Raw genomic sequence first — 15,605 nt, forward strand, 5'->3', positions numbered from 1 at the left:
TCCCGGCCCGGTCGGGTGTCCCGTGACGGGGGCACCCGGCCGGGCGCGACGCCGCTACCGGGCCGTGGGGCCGACCGCGACGCCGACGCCGTCGCACCAGGTGTCGGCCCGGCGGCGGAGCAGCGTCACCAGCTCCGCCCAGCCCAGCCGGGCCCCCTCCGCCAGTCCCGCCCGGTACGCCGGCTCCCCCAACGCCTCCCGCACCGCGCGGGTGTCGCCCGGCGCGTCCCACGGGTCCATCCGCTCCGGGAAGTAGCCGATGGTCGCGCCGAGCGCCGCCACCGTCCCGAGCAGCACCGCGCCCTCCCCGGCCCGGCCGGTCCGGGCCAGCGCGCCGGCCAGCGAGTGCACCAGCGCCAGCCAGCTCGCCCGGTCGATACCCGGATCGGTCTCCACGGCCAGCGCGCAGAGGGTGGCGACCGCCTGCTCCGGGCGACCCTGGTCCACGCTGACCTTGCTGCCCGCCCAGCCCGAGGAGAGCACCGCCCACCAGTGCCCGCACGCGCGGGCCAGCCGGTGCGCCTCGGTCAGCTCCCGGTACGCCCGGTCCAGGTCCCCGCGGAACCGGCTGATCTGCCCCCGGACCGTCAGCGCCTCCGCGCGGATGCCCGGCTGGTCGATCGCCTCGGCGAGGGCGACCGCCTGGTCGGCCAGGGTCAGCGCCCCGGGCACGTCCCCGCTCATCATGGTCATCGACGCCAGGTAGGTGGCGGCGGTGGCGTGGGTGTCCCGCGCGCCGACCTGCTCGCAGAGTTGCGCGGAGGTACGGAAGACCGCCACGGCGGCGGCGTGGTCCCCGGTCAGGTAGGTGACCCCACCGACGGCGAGCAGCAGCCGGGCCCGGGCCAGCAGCAGTTCCCCCTGCTCCGCCCCGGCGTCGGCGATCCGGTCGAGCAGGGCGACCTCGGCGGCCCGCCCCCAGCGGGTCCCCTCGGTGATCTGCCCGGTGCGGAACCAGAACCAGGCCAGCGCGCCACAGATCCGGGCCGCGCCGAGGGCGTTGCCGGCCTCCAGGGCCGCCTCCAGGGCGGCGGAGATGTTGTCCCGTTCCCGGCGCAGCCGCTGCATCCAGTGTGCCCCGTCGGCGGTGAGCAGCCACTGCTCGGCCGTCTCCACCAGCCCCAGCAACCACGCCTGGTGCCGGGCCCGCGCCGCCGCGCGGTCCGCCTCCGGTAACAGCCCGACCGCGTAGTGGCGGATCGACTCCAGCATCCGGTACCGCCGGGGGTTGGTCCCGGGGTCGACCGCGACCAGCGACTTGCGGACCAGGCCGAGCAGCACCGGCAGCACCCGGGGGGCCTGCGGCCCGGTGCCGACCTGCTTGGCGGCGTCCAGGTCGAACCCGCCGTCGAAGACGCTGAGCTGCCGGAACAGCCACTGCTCGGGCGGGGTGAGCAGGTGGTGGCTCCACTCGATGGTCTGCTCCAGGGTGGCGTGCCGGTGCCCGTCCGGCCGGCCGCTGTCGAGCAGGGCGAACCGGTCGTCCAACTGCTCGGCGATCTCCCGCAGGGACAGCGCCCGGCACTGGGCGGCGGCCAGCTCGATGGCGAGCGGCAGGCCGTCCAGCTCCCGGCAGAGCTGCCCGGCGACCGGCCGGTCGGCCTCGGTCAGCGGGGTGCCCGGCAGGACCACCGCCATCCGGGCGGCGAGCAGGGCCACCGCGTCCTCCGGCGGGAGCGAGGCCAGCTCCAGCATGGCCTCACCGGGGATGCCCAGCGGCTGCCGGCTGGTGACCAGCACCCGTACCCCCGGGCCGGCGGCGACCAGGGCGGCGACCACCTCGGCCACCGGGCCCAGCAGGTGTTCGGCGTTGTCCAGCACGACCAGGGTGTGCCGGCCGCCGAGGATCGCGGCCAGCTCGGCCAGCCCCGGCGGGACCGGCAGCCCGAGGGCGTCGGCGACGGCGCGGGCCACCAGTGTCCCGTCGCGCAGCCCCGCCAGCTCGACCAGCCACGGGCCGTCCGGGTCGGGCCGGGTCCGGGCCGCCTCCAGGGCCAGCCGGGTCTTGCCCACCCCGCCCGGTCCGATCACGGTCACCAGGCGGTGCTCGGCGAGCAGGCCGGTCACCCGGGCCAGTTCGGTGCGCCGGCCCACGAAGGAGGAGAGCGCGGCGGGCAGGTTCCGGCTGGGCGGCAGGCCGGGCGCGGCCGGTTCGGCGGCGGCCGGGGCGGTGGCCGTGGGCGGGTCCAGGGAGTCGTCCTGGTTGAGGATGGCCTGCTGGACCCGGAGCAGGCCCGGCCCGGGGTCCGCGCCCAGTTCGGCGGCGAGCCGGTCCCGGGCCTCGCGCAGCACGGTCAGCGCCTCGCCCTGCCGACCGGCCCGGTACAGGGCCACCGCCAGCAGCTCCCAGCCGCGTTCCCGCAGCGGATGCTCGATGACCAGGGCCTCCAGCTCGCCGATGGCGGTGCCGTGGTCGCCGACCGCGAGCATGGCGGCCAGTCGCAGCTCCCGCGCGACGGCGTGCAACGCATCCAACCGGGCCACCTTCGAGACGGCGAACGGGGCGTCGACGAAGTCGCCGTACGCCTGGCCGCGCCAGAGCGCGAGCCCCTCGTCGAGGAAGCGCAGGGCTTCGGTCGCCTCCCCACGTTCCAGGTACCGGCCGGCCTCGGTGACCAGCCGGGTGAAGCGTTCCGCGTCCACCGCCTCCGCCGGGACCCGCAGCGCGTACCCGGGCCCCTCCCGGACCAGCAGCCGGGCCGGGGCACGGGCGACCCGCCCCGGCTCCAGCGCCCGCCGCAACGTCGCCACGTACCCGAAGAGGGTGGCCATCGACGGCGGCTCGCTGTCGCTCCACACCTGCTCCATCAGGCGCTCGGCGGAGACGGTGCTCCCCCTCGCGGCGAGCAGCGAGGCGAGCACGGCCCGCTGCCGGCGCCCCCCGAGATCGACCTCGCGGCCGTCGACCTCCGCCGTCAGCGGACCCAGGACCCGGAACTGCACCTGCATCTTTCCCCCAACCCGGCCGGCGGCGGGTCCCCAGGCTCCACCGCCGACTGTTTCCTCGCAATTGGGTGAAGATCAGATCAGACCGTGAGGACTGTTTCCAGTCCGGGTCCGGTTGGCGACAGGCGCCCGGCCGGACGACCCGGCCGGGCACCCGCCGATCAGCAGGTCACGGAGTGACCGGGGTGTGCTGGGCGATGGTGTCGGCGGTCCGCAGGCTCTGCAGGGCCAGGTCCACCGCGGGCAGCCCCTCCTGGTACTCGTCCTTGGCCAGCTTCTCCGACCAGAACACCAACTGGTACCGCATCACGTCGGTGCGCTCGTAGGTGAGGTGCTCCAGACAGTGCGAGATGGGATCGAGCGGTGCCGTACGGGTGCACTTCAACCGCTGCTCGCCCGTCAGGGGCGAGGTGTTGATCTGGCCCTCCGGCTTGAGCTTGCAGGGGTTGGTGCCGGGCAGGCAGTAGTTCGCCCGAGCGTGCTCGTACGCGCCGGTCACCTGGTTGAGCCCGTCCGAATCGGACGGCGTCCGGTAGTGACCCACCAGGTTGCTCGAGATCAGCTCGTCCTGCGCCATGGCCGTGCCGAAGCCCAGCTTGACGTAGGCGGTCATCAGCTTCGCCTGGGTGGTGAGCTGCTTGTTGAGGCGGTAGAGGGTCTCCTCCTCGGTGGCCGGGCTCGGGTTGTTCAGCTCCCGGGTGACCTTGGTGTAGTAGTCGCCGGCCTGCTGGTTCAGCCAGTTCGTGACGCGCTGCTTGGCCGCCACCCGGTTGTCGACCTCGGTGGGCTGGAACGACGCCTTGTAGGTCGAGTCCCACTTGGCGACGTCCTGCCACGCCTGGCGGCAGGCACCCGGCAGGCCGTTCTCGTGCACCCGGCACACCTCACCGAGCGGGATGACCTGCTTCCACTCCCGCACGGTCTCCTGGACACCGTTCCAGTTCTGCCGCACCTTGAAGCTGAACTGCAGGTCCGCGCGGGTGATCTCCCACAGGCCCGAGCGCCGGGTCTCGACGTTGGTCCAGCCGGACTCGTGGCAGAGCGACACCGCCGAGTTGGCCTTGCCCCAGTGAGCGACCCAGAGCGCGTTCGCCAGCTCTTCGCCGGCGTACTTGACCACGTTGGGACGGCTCAACGCCGCCGTGCCCGGGCCCGGGGTGCAGCTCGGCACGGTCGCCGGATCGGCGGTCGGCTTCTGGCCGGCCGGTACCGGCTGGTCCGGCCCGCCGAACGGGTTGTGCCGGTCGGTGCCCCGGATCCCGTTCAGGATGGCCGTCGCGCGGCGCTCCATCTCGACCGCGGTCACCCGGTACTGCATGATCGCGTTCTGCATCAGGTCGTTCAGGTGGCGGTAGTGGCCCTCGGGCTCCTTCTTGGCCCGGCTGAGGTCGCGGGCCGCCGCCTGGATCTTCTCCCCCTCCGCGATCACCAGGTCCGTCTCGGCGCTCCCGACCCGCGCGGCGAACTGCGGGTTCTGCGCGAGCAGCATCTGGTACCCGCTGGCCGCCAGCAGCCAGGCCTCCGCGTCCGCCGGCATGTGGTTCTGCGTGCTACCGGAGTTCAGGTTGTTGCCCTTGGCATACTCGTGCAGGTACCCGATCGAGCCGTAGGTCCCGTACTTGCTGAACGCGGTGTCCGGGTCGGCCTCGTCGGTCTTCGCGATGAAGGTGCTGTTTCTCGCCACGTCGGTTGCGTCGAACACCATGTTCTGCGCGTACGTGGTGTAGTTGACGTCGGCCCCCGCGTACGGCAGCGGCAGCTTGTTCCGGGTCTCGAAGCCGACGACCTGGTTGATGCGGCGCTTCATCTCACTGACCTCTGCCGTCTTCGCGGCGATGAAGAGGTCGTGGCCCCACATGTCGACCCGCTCGGTCACCTTGGCGAGAGCCGCGTTGATCTGGATGAGTTGGACGTTCGTCGCGTTCTGGAGTCGGATGATGACGCCGAACTGCTCCATCATGTCCACGTAGATGGCGTTCAGTCCCCGCTCGACCCGGTCGAACCGGTCGTTCATGTTCGTCCGGAGCTCGGCCACCTCCTCGCGCAGGGCCCGCAGTTCGTCGAGGATCTGCTGCTCCGGGGTGACGCCGCCGGAGAAGACCGGCAGCAGGGCCGAGATGGCCCCCAGCACGTTGCCGGTCAGCGCCAGGGTGCTCATCGAGGTCAGCGCCGCGCCCAGCTTGAGACCGGCGACGGCCGGCAGGTACTGGTTGATGGCGGTGGCGATCTGGATGGCGGCCTTGCCGACCCCGGAGACCACCCGGCGGGCGTCCTCGCTGGCGAAGCCCGCGAGAACCGAGAGGATCTCCACCGCGCTGCTGGCCCCGTTGATCCACTGCTGCGCGCTGTTGGCCCGCTCGACCGCCGCCTGGTGCTCCGCGCTGCTGGGCGTGGGGACGTTGTTGGCCAGCGGGAACCGCTCCACGAACTGGCGCAGCGCCTCGTTGTAGCCTTCCACCCGGCCGTTGATCGCGCCCAGCAGCTCCTTGAGCTGCGCCATGGTGTCGGCGAGCCACTGCTGGTTGTTCTGCTGGTTGTCCAGGATCGCCCCGACGTTCAGCCAGGTCGCCATGTACGGGTCGGCGGCGAGGGTGTCGATGGTCGCGCCGGCGTCCACGTTGTACTTGGTGCCGAACACGGAGTTCCACGCCTGGCGGAAGGTGCTGTCGCTGGTGCCGAGGTTCGCCACGGCCTGCCAGATCCAGTTCTGCGACTCGTAGCTCTGCTGGAACCACGAGTACTGGAACTGCGCGGCGGTGATCTGGTCCACCATGGTGCCGTAGTTGTGCAGTTGGGCGCCGACGGTGGTCTCCAAGAGCTGCCGCATGACCGGTGCGGCCACGGCCCCACCGGGCGCCGCCGCGCTCAGCTCCAGCAGCTTCAGCACGAACTGGTACGCCGGGCGCTCCAGGTCGTCATCGCTCAGTTGGCTGTTGTACCAGTTCCGCACGCTCACCGACTGGTCGATGAGCTGCTGGGCGGTCGCCTGCGGGTTGAGCTGCCGGTAGCCCGCCATGTGCGCGCTCAGCATCATGTCCCGCAGGCCGTCCGAGCCGTTGAGGCGGGCCCGCATGTGCATGGTGAACAGGGCCCGGCGCAGGTCCGCGTCCTCGTACGAGACCGGCCCGTTGTCGTTCGCGGCGGCCGGTGGGGCGACGGCGAAGCTGGCCACCGCCACCCCCACCGTCACCAGCAGGGCGGTCAGCGCCCGTAGTCCCCGGTGGCGCAGCCGGCGCCACCCGTCTCTCGACCGGAGGACCGGTAGGTCCCCCCTGGTCGCCACCGCGCCACCGGTGACACGTGCTTGGCTTGTCACTACTGTCCCCAATCATCCCTGGCCAGTTCTCGGCCGTCGCTCACCCTGCCGGGGGCCACTGGGATTCCGCTGGGGCCCGACTGGGACCGCTGGGACCGGCCGGCCCCCGCCCTCGCGGGACGTGGGGGCCGGCCGCCGGGGAGAGACGGGTCAGACCCAGGGGGCGGTGGGGTACCAGGGGAGGATCTCGCGACGGGCGAGCAGCCGGACGTCCCAGTACAGGAACGTGAAGACCCCGGCGACGAGCAGCGCGACGGCGGTGACCACGGTGATCCGGCGGGGGTTGGCCGCGATCCAGCGGTGCAGCCGGCCGCCGACGGTGTAGGTCAGCAGCAGGAAGAGCACCGCCATGATGACGATGTTGCCGATCGACTGGAGGGTGAAGGCGGCGGCCCCGTAGAGCGGGTTGCCGCTCTCGGCGGCGTCCCGGAACATCTGCCGGAACAGCGGGAACGGACGCCCGATCAGGAAGCCGCCGATCAGCGCGCCCATCACCACCATCGGGGCGTTCGGGAACCGGTGGGAGATCCGGGCGAACGGGTCCGGCACCAGGCCGAGCGCGGCCAGGCCGAGGTAGGTCATGACGAGCCCGATCACCCCGAAGACCACCATCGACTGGATGCTGCGGGGCGAGAGTTCACCGGCGACGTTCGGGGCGGTGGAGAACTGCGGCATCCGGGTGCCGACCAGACCGACGACGGCGCCGTAGACGGCCGAGACGGCGATCATCCCGACCGAGAGCCAGCCGAGCGGGCGCAACGCCCGGCCCAGCCGGTGCCAGCGACTGCCGCCGCCACCGAGCATCGGGGCGACCGCGCCGAAGGCGGCGATGTTGCAGGCGGTGAAGGTGCCGGCCAGGCCGGAGACGAAGGCGAAGGCGATACCGGCGGCCACCCCGGCGATCGGGGTCTCCTTGGCGTCGTGCCCGAGCAGCGCGTTCGCCATGTTGTCGCCGATGGTCTGGTCGACGAACTCCGCCGACCAGACGACGGTCAGCAGGAACCCGGCGAGCACGCTGAGCCCGACGATCAGGCCACGCCGGCCGGGGATGTAGCCGTTGACCAGGGTGGATGTCGGGGGTCGGTCGGAGGTTGCCGGCGCCGGCACGAGACCCGGGGCGCGGGTCTGGGTCATCTGACCCTCCTCAGTGGAGATCGGGGGAGATCGATCTCCACAGGATCGCGCCCCAAGGTAACGTTCAGGTTGCAATCAGCAACGCCCTGATCACGGTGACGGAAGCACCCCGCGCCGGACCGACGGGGTCGGTCCGGCGCGGGGTGACGGACGGTGACGGAAGAGGACCGGCTACCCGAGCCGCTGGCAGGGCGTGCCGTTGAGCTCGAAGGCGTCCGGCGTCGGGTTGGCCGACCCAGCGCTGCCCTGGACGCCGAAGCTGGCCGTGCCGCCCTGCGGCACCGCGCCGTTCCACTCGACGTTGCGGGCGGTGACGGCGGCCCCGGCCTGCGTCACCTGCGCGTTCCAGGCGTTGGTGACCCGCTGGTCGCCACCGAACGACCAGGTCAGCGCCCAGCCGGCCAGCGCCGGCCCCTGGTTGGTGATCCGCACCTCGGCGGTGAACCCGCCGGTCCACTGGTTCACCGTCCAGGAGACCTGGCAGGACGTCGGCGCGGTGGTCGGCGGCGTGGTGGGCGGCTGGGTCGTGGGCGGGGCGGGCGGCGAGGTCTGCGGGGACCCGGTGGGCTGCGGCGTGGCGTCGCGCGGCGGGAAGCGGAGGATCCGGTCGTCGGTCGCGGCCGGCGTACCCCGCCCGTCGCGGTTGCTGGTGGCGACCCAGAGCCAGCCGTCCGGGCCGTACTCGACGGTGCGCAGCCGCCCGTAGGTGCCGGTCAGCTCGGCGACGGGGGTGCCCACCCCACCGGCGCCGTCCAGCGGCACGTTCCACAGCCGGGTGCCGCGCAGGGCGGCCACGTACAGCCGGTTCCCGGCGATCGTCGCGCCGCTCGGCGACGCCTGGGCGGTGGACCAGACCACCAGCGGGTTGCGGTACCGGGGGTCGGTGCCCCGCCCCTCGACGACCGGCCAGCCGTAGTTGCCGCCGGCCACGATGAGGTTGACCTCGTCCCAGGTGTTCTGGCCGAACTCGGTGGCGTACAGCCGGCCCTGCGCGTCCCAGGCGAGCCCCTGCACGTTGCGGTGGCCGAGGCTGTAGACGAGGGAGCCGGGGAACGGGTTGTTCGGCGGGACGGTGCCGTCCGGCCGCAGCCGCAGGATCTTGCCGGCGCGGCTCTGCGGGTCCTGCGCGGTGGAGGTCTGCCCGGCGTCGCCGACCCCGGCGTAGAGCAGCCCGTCCGGCCCGAAGGCGATCCGCCCGCCGTTGTGGATGCTGGCCCGGGGCAGCCCGGTCAGGATCGGCTGCTGGGTCTGCGGTGCGGTGAGCCGGAACCGGACGATCCGGTTGTCGGTGCTGGTGGTCAGGTAGACGTAGACGTACCCGTCCTGGGCGTACGTCGGGGAGACCGCCAACCCGAGCAGGCCGCCCTCGCCGACCGCGTTCACCCCGGCGATCTGGGCCACCTGCTGCGGCGACTGACCGGGGCGTACCCGCTGCACCTGGCCGGAGTTGCGCAGCGCCACCAGGGCGCTGCCGTCGGGCAGGAAGTCCATCCCCCAGGGCACCGTCAGGTTGCTGGCGACCACCTGCGGCCGGGTGAGGTCGAAGTCGCCGAGCGCCGACGCGCCGACCCCCGGGGGTGGACCGGCGGCGGGGCCCCCGGCCACCGCCCCGGCACCGAACCCCGCCACCGCGACGCCTGCCGCCAGCGCCGCCACGACCATCGACCGCACGCGCATCGACCACACCTCCGGATAATCGACTGCGGTCAATGTAGCCGATGGCCGGCCGACCCGCAGCGGGGATCCGGACGCGCGGTCACCGCAGCAGCGGCACCATCGAGCGGGTGAGCTGCCCGCCCGGCCGGTACACCGCGCACATGACGTCCCGGTCACCGTCGGCCCAGGTCTCCTCGGTGGGCAGGATCGGGTAGTAGTCCAGCCCGGAGGACTCCCGGGAACCCCACCGCCGGGTGAAGTCCCGGCCGCAGCCGTCCCAGGCGAAGGAGACCAGCGCCGGCCGGTCCCACGGACCCTCGGCGGCGTGCAGGAAGGCGTACGACTGGTTGTCGGCGCGCTCCTCGCACGGCCGGTAGAGCACGACCACCTCGCCGGCCCTGGACGAGTACGCCGGGTCGGTGAAACACTCGCCGCCCTCGATGGTAAGGATGCCGGCGGTCTGCGCGGTGATGAAGGTGTCGTCCTTGTGCACGACCGCGCGGGGCTCGGCCGCCGGGAACACCGCGAACGCCAGGACGGCGGCGGCCAGGGCCCACCCCCGGTACCGGGGCGGGCGGCGCAGCACAGCGGTGCGGTTCATCAGGGGATCCGTTCCGTCGGGGGCGGTGTGCGGGTGGCTCCGCCGCCGCATGGTAGGCCCGGCCCGGTGAACCCATGATCAACAAGCGGTGTCCGGCGAGGGGCCGGCCGGCGACCCGCAGACGACACTCCCAGCTAACGATCATGAGTTCATCTGCCGGCCAGATGGATGTTGCGCCGACGCCCACTTCGCCGCCGGTAATGCCTCTGGCCTGCCACTTTCCTGCTGGCGGGCAGAACCCCTGTGCTGGAGGGCCAGTTCAAAGTGACTACCAACAGTAGAGCCTGGACGAGCGTCTCGCGACGGGCGAAGATCCTGGCGGTCGGCGGCGCGGCGCTGCTCGTCGGCGGCTTCGCGGTCACCCCGGCCGCGTTCGGCGACGCCGCACCGGCCAAGTTCCCGGCGGCCGAGATCCACAAGCCGTCCCCGGTGCCGGACCGGATCATCCTCATCCCGACCACCACGCCGTCGACCTCGCAGAAGGTGACCTGGCGGGCCGAGGCCACCGCGGAGTGGGCGCAGGCCCAGATCCTCGAGGCGCCCCGCGCCCTCGGCGACGTGGCCCCGGCCGCCGGCGCGGTCCGAACCGTGCCGGCCGGTGCCACCAGCCCGGTCAACACCACCCTCGGCTACGCCTCGACGTACCACACCGTCGAGTTCACCGACCTGAAGCCGGGCACCCGCTACACCTACCGGGTCGGCGACGGCACCAACTGGAGCGAGTGGATCGACTTCACCACCGCCGAGAGCGACCTGGAGCCGTTCTCGTTCATCTACTACGGCGACGCCCAGAACTACATCGACTCGGCCGTGCCCCGGGTGTTCCGGCAGGCGTTCGCCGACCGGCCCGAGGCCAAGGTGATCGTCAACGCCGGTGACCTCATCGACCACGCCAACAGCGAGGAGCAGTGGGGCCAGTGGTTCAAGGCCAGCGGCTTCATCGACGGCCAGGTCAACAACATCTCCGTGCCGGGCAACCACGAGTACAGCGGCGGGCTCTCCACCTTCTGGCGTCCGCAGTTCCCGTACCCGGACAACGGCCCCGGTAACCCGGAGCTGAAGCAGACCGTCTACTACACCGACTACCAGGGCGTCCGGTTCATCGGTCTGGACACCAACCACCAGAGCAACAGCACCCTGATGGCGGCCCAGACCGCGTGGCTGGAGGGGGTGCTGAAGGAGAACCCGAACAAGTGGACGGTGGTCACCTTCCACCACCCGGTCTACTCCACCACCGGCAGCCGGAACAACCCGAACGTCCGCAACCAGTGGGGCCCGCTGTTCGAGCAGTACGGCGTGGACCTGGTCCTGCAGGGCCACGACCACTCGTACGGCCGGGGCAACGTCGCCACCAACCGCCAGTCGACCACCGTGCACAACGGGGTCGCCTACGTGGTCTCCGTCTCCGGCGGCAAGATGTACCAGCTCAACGCCGGCCAGAACTGGACCGGCAACGGGGCCGAGGTCACCAGCACCTCGCAGAACACCCAGCTCTACCAGCTCATCGACGTGCAGTCGGACCAGATCCGGTTCGAGGCCCGCTACGCCAACGGCGAGCACCACGACGGCTTCCTGATCCGCAAGAACGACGCCGGTGAGCGGACCGTCAACGAGCTGCGCACCCCGGAGAACACCGTCGGCGAGCAGGCCAAGACCAACAAGTCCACCGTGCCGGCCGGCGGCCGGGTCCGGGTCGACGCCTTCGGGTACGACCCGGGTGAGCGGGTCACCGTCTACCTGCGCAACACCAAGGCCGAGGAGGGCCGCAACGGCGTCTTCATCGGCTACAAGAACGCCGACGAGCTGGGCCGGCTCACCTACAGCTTCGAGCTGCCCCCCACCGCCAAGGCCAACTCCACCCACCACGTCTACCTGACCAGCGAGAACCAGAAGATCACCAGCCCGGTGGTCACCGTCACCAAGTGACCCGTGCCGGGGCGGGTCGGCCGGCGACGGCCGGCCCGCCCCGGGCCGGTACGAACAGGGAGAGTCACGTGAGGATCCGTACCCGGGTCCGGGCCGGCACGCCCCGGACCGGTCCCGCCGCCGGGGCCCGTACGGCCCGGTCGCGCGGCCGGCTGGCCGGCGCGCTGCTGGCCGGCGCGGCGGCGCTCGGGGTGGCCGCCGGCCCGGCCACGCCGGTGGCCGCCCACCCGTTCGGTCCGCCCTCCACGGGCGGCATCGACGCCACCGGCACCCGGGTGAGCCTGGTCTGGCGGGCCGCCGAGGACGACTGGGTGGCCCTGGGCCAGTCGGTCGGCGCCTTCGAGGACCCCGACGCCGGCCCGGTGGACACCACGCTGACCGGCGAGCAGAAACTGCAACGGTCCACGGCGGTCCGGGACTACCTGCTGCGGCACATCGGGATCGGCCAGGCCGGGCAGGCCTGCGCCGGGACGCTGCTGCCGCTGGAGCAGTTGCTGACCGAGGGGGCCCGGTTCCGCTTCGACTGCCCCGAGCCGGTCACCGAGATCCGGCTCACGCTGACCGCGCTGACCGACCTCAACCCGGCGTACCGGACGGTGGTCACCGCCGACGCCCCGATGGACCCGGCCCAGGCGCTGTTCACCGCCGCCGCCAGCAGCCACGACCTGCGGCTCACCGCCAGCGGCGGCGGGCCGCCCGGCGCGGTCACGGCGGTGGCCGCCGGTACCGGCCTCGCGGCGGTCGGCGTGCTGGCGTTCGTCCTGCTCCGACGGCGGGCGGGGGTCCGGCGATGAACGGCCCCAACGGTCTCGACGCCAAGCTGGTCAGCTTCTTCGACTCCGGCGCGGCCTTCTGGCTCGCCCTGGTGGTCGCGCTCGGCGTCGGCGCGGCGCACGCCGTGGCCCCTGGGCACGGCAAGAGCATCACCGCCGCCTACCTGGTCGGCACCCGTGGTCGGTACCGGGACGCGGCCCGGCTCGGCGTGATCGTCGCGGTGATGCACACCTTCTCCGTGCTGGTCCTGGCGCTGCTCTGGGTCAGCCTCACCGGGGTCGCCAGCCTCGGCACCGAGTCGCTCACCGGCTGGCTCCAGGCCCTGGCCGGCGTGGTGGTGATCGGGGTGGGGATCAGCCTCGCCTACCGCCACCTGACCGGCCGTGGGCACACCCACAGCCACGGCCCCGGCCTCAGCCACTCCCACGGCCACTCGCACAGCCACGGCCACTCCCACTCGCACGGACACGGCCGCTCCCACGACCCTGGCCACTCCCCCGAGCCTGGCCACTCCCACGACCCTGGTCATTCGCACGGCCCCGGCCACCGCCACTCGCACGACCACGACCACTCGCCCGGCGGCTCCCGGGGTGACGACCACTCGCGCAGCCCGGTCCTCGCCCACGCGCACGCCCACGCGCCGGCCTCCGATCCCGCCTCGGCCCCCGCCGTCACCTCGGCTGCCGCCGTCGCCTCGGTCGCCGACCCCGCCGCCGTTGCCGCCCCCGCCTCGGTCGCCGACCCCGCCTCGGCCACCACTCTCGCCCCGGCCACCGAGCACAAGCACGGCCCCGGCCACACGCACAGCCACGACCACGGACCGCGCGGCGACGGTGGCGAGGAGCCGACCGACCCGTGGTCCCGGCGTGGCCTCGTCGCGATCGGCCTCTCCGGCGGGCTGCTGCCCTCCCCCTCGGCGTTCCTGGTGCTGGTCAGCGGCCTGCTCACCGGCCGGGCACTCGACGCGGTACTGCTCGTCGCGGCGTTCGGGGTGGGAATGGCGGCGACCCTGACCGCGGTGGGCGTGATCACCGTACGCGGGTTCACGCTGCTCTCCGGCCGTGCCCGGTCCTGGGGGCCGGCGGCGGCGCTGGTCGCCCACGCGCCGCTGATCGCGGGTGTCGCGGTCAGCATCGGCGGCTGCCTCTACCTGTTCGTCGCGCTGGACGCACTCACCGGCTGACTCACCGGCCGACCGACGATCAAGGGGTTTGCGTCAGGGATCCGGGACGGGTCCGACGCAAACCCCTTGATCGTCCGGCCGCACCATCCGTCCTGGGCGGGTGGCAGGAGCTGGGGAAACGTTCGGGGTGTGGTGCGTACACTCTGGCCGGGACGATCGCCCCGTGCTCGACGCCACCACGAGCTCCGGAAGGGTCATGACCAAGACGTACGAGGTGCCGCTGCTGGTCTTGACCGTGGCGACCGGGGCCATCGACGGTGTCAGCTTCCTCGCCCTGGACCGGGTCTTCACCGGCAACATGACCGGGAACGTCCTGTTCATCGGCTTCGGCCTGGCCGGCGTCTCCGGCCTGCCGGTGCTCAACAACCTGGTGGCGTTGCTGAGTTTCATGCTCGGTGCGGTGCTGGCGGCCCGGCTGACCCGGGGCTTCTCGGGAGCGGCGGCACTGCCCGGCACCGGTCTCGCCGTCCTCGTCGCCGGCACGGTGCTGACGCTGACCCTGGCCGGGATCTGGCTCGGTACCGGCGCACCGGGTGAGCGCACCATGCTGGTCGTCACCGGGCTGCTGGCCCTGGTGCTCGGTGCCCAGGCGGCGGCGGTCAGACACATCGGCATCCGGGACCTCTCCACGGTCGTGGTGACGATGACGATGGTGAACCTCGCCGCCGACAGTCGGCTCGCGGGCGGAACCGGCGCGGCATGGGCGAGGCGGCTCTCAGCGATCGTCGCGATGGGACTGGGCGCCCTGGTCGCCGCGATCCTGACCCTACGGGTCGACGGAGCAGTGGCGCTGCTCGTCGCCGGGGTGGTGATGGCGGTCGGCACGGCGATGCTCGTGGTGGTCCGCCGCCGGGAGCTGACCGCCGCAGCCCGCTGATCCACGCACCGCCGCACCGCCACGCACCGCCGCACCGTCACGCCCCGGTCCGGCCCGCTGACCACGCACCGCCGAACCGGCCCGCGCGTCGCGGTGTCGGGGGACCACGTCGCGGCGGTCGATGTGGCAGCCTGAGAACGGTCGATGTACCACCCGTCCGGGCTCCGCCACTGCCGCCCCGGTCCCTGCCCACCACGAGGGAGTCAGCCATGTCGCCGACGCGTCCGTCGAGAACGTTGCTCCGCCTGCTCGTGCTCGTCCTCGTCCTCGGCACCACCGGGCTGGTCACCGGCCCCGCCGCCGCGGCCCCACCGGCCGGCGACCGGCTGGCGGCGGGTGCGGCGGCCGGCTGGTCGCCCGTGCCGGGCCCGGTCCGCGCGGGGTCCGCGCCGGAGACCGTGCAGTACGGCGGCGAGCGGTACGTCCTCACCACGACCGCCCGGGGCGTCGTGCGGCTGATCCGCTACTCCCCGACCACGCAGACCTGGTCGGCGTGGGAGACCGTGCCGGGCCGGCCCGCTGCCCGGTCGGCACCGACGGTCGCCGTGTACGGCGGCGACCTGCACGTCTTCGTCCGGTCGCTCGCGGGGACGATCCGCACCGCCCGCTACACCCTGTCCACGGGCACCTGGTCCGACTGGACGCCCGTGCCCTACTCCGTCTTCCTGCGCTCCGCCCCGGCGGCAGTCGTGTACGGCGGCGACCTGCACCTCTTCGCCCGCACCGGCAACGGCACGATCCGCACCGCCCGCTACACCCTGTCCACCGGCAGATGGTCCCCCTGGACCACCGTGCCCGGCGCCACCGGCCCGAACTCCCCGCTCGCCACCGCCGTGTACGGCGGCGACCTGCACCTGTTCGCCCGCACCACCGACGGGGCGATCCGCACCACCCGCTACGCCCTGTCCACCGGCACCTGGTCGGCCTGGGACACCCTCCCCGGCACCCCGCACGCGACCTCCGCCCCGACCGCCACGGTGCACGGCGGCGCCCTGCACGTGGTGGTACGGACCTCCGGTGGTCGGCTCGACACCGCGCACTACACGCTGAGCACCGGCGCGTGGTCCGAGTGGGCACCCCTCCCGGGGGCGCCCCGGGCCACCTCCGCGCCGGGCAGCGGCGGGGACGCGGTGCTCGTCGTCCGGGGCCCCGGTGGCCGGATCCACCAGGGCACCCTGGCGTCTTGACGTCC

10 protein-coding genes are annotated in these 15,605 nt (G+C 73.0%); 5 read left to right on the forward strand and 5 right to left on the reverse strand.

The window, feature by feature from the left end; genetic code table 11:
• Positions 1 to 54: 54 nt before the first annotated feature.
• From ACQUFX_RS15965 to ACQUFX_RS15985, 5 genes are all read right to left on the reverse strand, one after another.
• Positions 55 to 2,949, reverse strand: a complete 2,895-nt coding sequence (locus ACQUFX_RS15965) for a BTAD domain-containing putative transcriptional regulator (protein WP_428966806.1) — start codon at positions 2,947 to 2,949, stop codon at positions 55 to 57.
• A gap of 166 nt (positions 2,950 to 3,115) precedes the next feature.
• A complete protein-coding gene (locus ACQUFX_RS15970) occupies positions 3,116 to 6,229 on the reverse strand; it encodes a hypothetical protein (protein ID WP_428961186.1) in 3,114 nt (1,037 codons plus the stop codon).
• Positions 6,230 to 6,412: 183 nt separating this feature from the next.
• Complete coding sequence (locus ACQUFX_RS15975; protein ID WP_428961187.1) at positions 6,413 to 7,396, reverse strand: hypothetical protein; 984 nt, start codon at positions 7,394 to 7,396, stop codon at positions 6,413 to 6,415.
• 171 nt (positions 7,397 to 7,567) lie between these two features.
• Complete coding sequence (locus tag ACQUFX_RS15980; RefSeq protein ID WP_428961188.1) at positions 7,568 to 9,073, reverse strand: PQQ-dependent sugar dehydrogenase; 1,506 nt, start codon at positions 9,071 to 9,073, stop codon at positions 7,568 to 7,570.
• Between the two features lie 79 nt (positions 9,074 to 9,152).
• Entirely contained in the window at positions 9,153 to 9,653 is a 501-nt protein-coding gene (locus tag ACQUFX_RS15985; protein WP_428961189.1) for a hypothetical protein, read from the reverse strand.
• A gap of 264 nt (positions 9,654 to 9,917) precedes the next feature.
• Between ACQUFX_RS15985 and ACQUFX_RS15990 the strand changes: the two genes are divergently transcribed.
• From ACQUFX_RS15990 to ACQUFX_RS16010, 5 genes are all read left to right on the forward strand, one after another.
• Positions 9,918 to 11,579, forward strand: coding sequence for a purple acid phosphatase family protein (locus ACQUFX_RS15990; RefSeq protein WP_428961190.1), 1,662 nt, complete (start codon positions 9,918 to 9,920; stop codon positions 11,577 to 11,579).
• Positions 11,580 to 11,647: 68 nt separating this feature from the next.
• On the forward strand, positions 11,648 to 12,373 hold the full coding sequence (locus tag ACQUFX_RS15995) for a hypothetical protein (protein WP_428961191.1): 726 nt from the start codon (positions 11,648 to 11,650) through the stop codon (positions 12,371 to 12,373).
• Positions 12,370 to 13,536 carry a nickel/cobalt transporter gene (locus ACQUFX_RS16000; RefSeq protein WP_428961192.1) on the forward strand — a complete coding sequence of 389 codons (1,167 nt, stop codon included), beginning with the start codon at positions 12,370 to 12,372 and terminating at the stop codon, positions 13,534 to 13,536. Before ACQUFX_RS15995 ends, ACQUFX_RS16000 begins: the two co-directional genes overlap by 4 nt.
• Positions 13,537 to 13,732: 196 nt before the next feature.
• On the forward strand, positions 13,733 to 14,413 hold the full coding sequence (locus tag ACQUFX_RS16005) for a YoaK family protein (protein ID WP_428961193.1): 681 nt from the start codon (positions 13,733 to 13,735) through the stop codon (positions 14,411 to 14,413).
• A gap of 209 nt (positions 14,414 to 14,622) precedes the next feature.
• Positions 14,623 to 15,600 carry a PLL family lectin gene (locus ACQUFX_RS16010; protein WP_428961194.1) on the forward strand — a complete coding sequence of 326 codons (978 nt, stop codon included), beginning with the start codon at positions 14,623 to 14,625 and terminating at the stop codon, positions 15,598 to 15,600.
• Positions 15,601 to 15,605 lie beyond the last annotated feature (5 nt).

Origin of the sequence: Micromonospora fluostatini (assembly GCF_050410825.1) — a bacterium.
Taxonomy (GTDB): Bacteria; Actinomycetota; Actinomycetes; order Mycobacteriales; family Micromonosporaceae; genus Micromonospora; species Micromonospora rosaria.

Coding starts and splice junctions, on each gene's coding strand:
- ACQUFX_RS15965 (WP_428966806.1), bottom strand. CDS start 2,949: ATGCAGGTGCAGTTCCGGGTCCTGGGTCCGCTGACGGCGGAGGTCGAC.
- ACQUFX_RS15975 (WP_428961187.1), bottom strand. CDS start 7,396: ATGACCCAGACCCGCGCCCCGGGTCTCGTGCCGGCGCCGGCAACCTCC.
- ACQUFX_RS15980 (WP_428961188.1), bottom strand. CDS start 9,073: ATGCGCGTGCGGTCGATGGTCGTGGCGGCGCTGGCGGCAGGCGTCGCG.
- ACQUFX_RS15985 (WP_428961189.1), bottom strand. CDS start 9,653: ATGAACCGCACCGCTGTGCTGCGCCGCCCGCCCCGGTACCGGGGGTGG.
- ACQUFX_RS16000 (WP_428961192.1), top strand. CDS start 12,370: ATGAACGGCCCCAACGGTCTCGACGCCAAGCTGGTCAGCTTCTTCGAC.
- ACQUFX_RS16005 (WP_428961193.1), top strand. CDS start 13,733: ATGACCAAGACGTACGAGGTGCCGCTGCTGGTCTTGACCGTGGCGACC.
- ACQUFX_RS16010 (WP_428961194.1), top strand. CDS start 14,623: ATGTCGCCGACGCGTCCGTCGAGAACGTTGCTCCGCCTGCTCGTGCTC.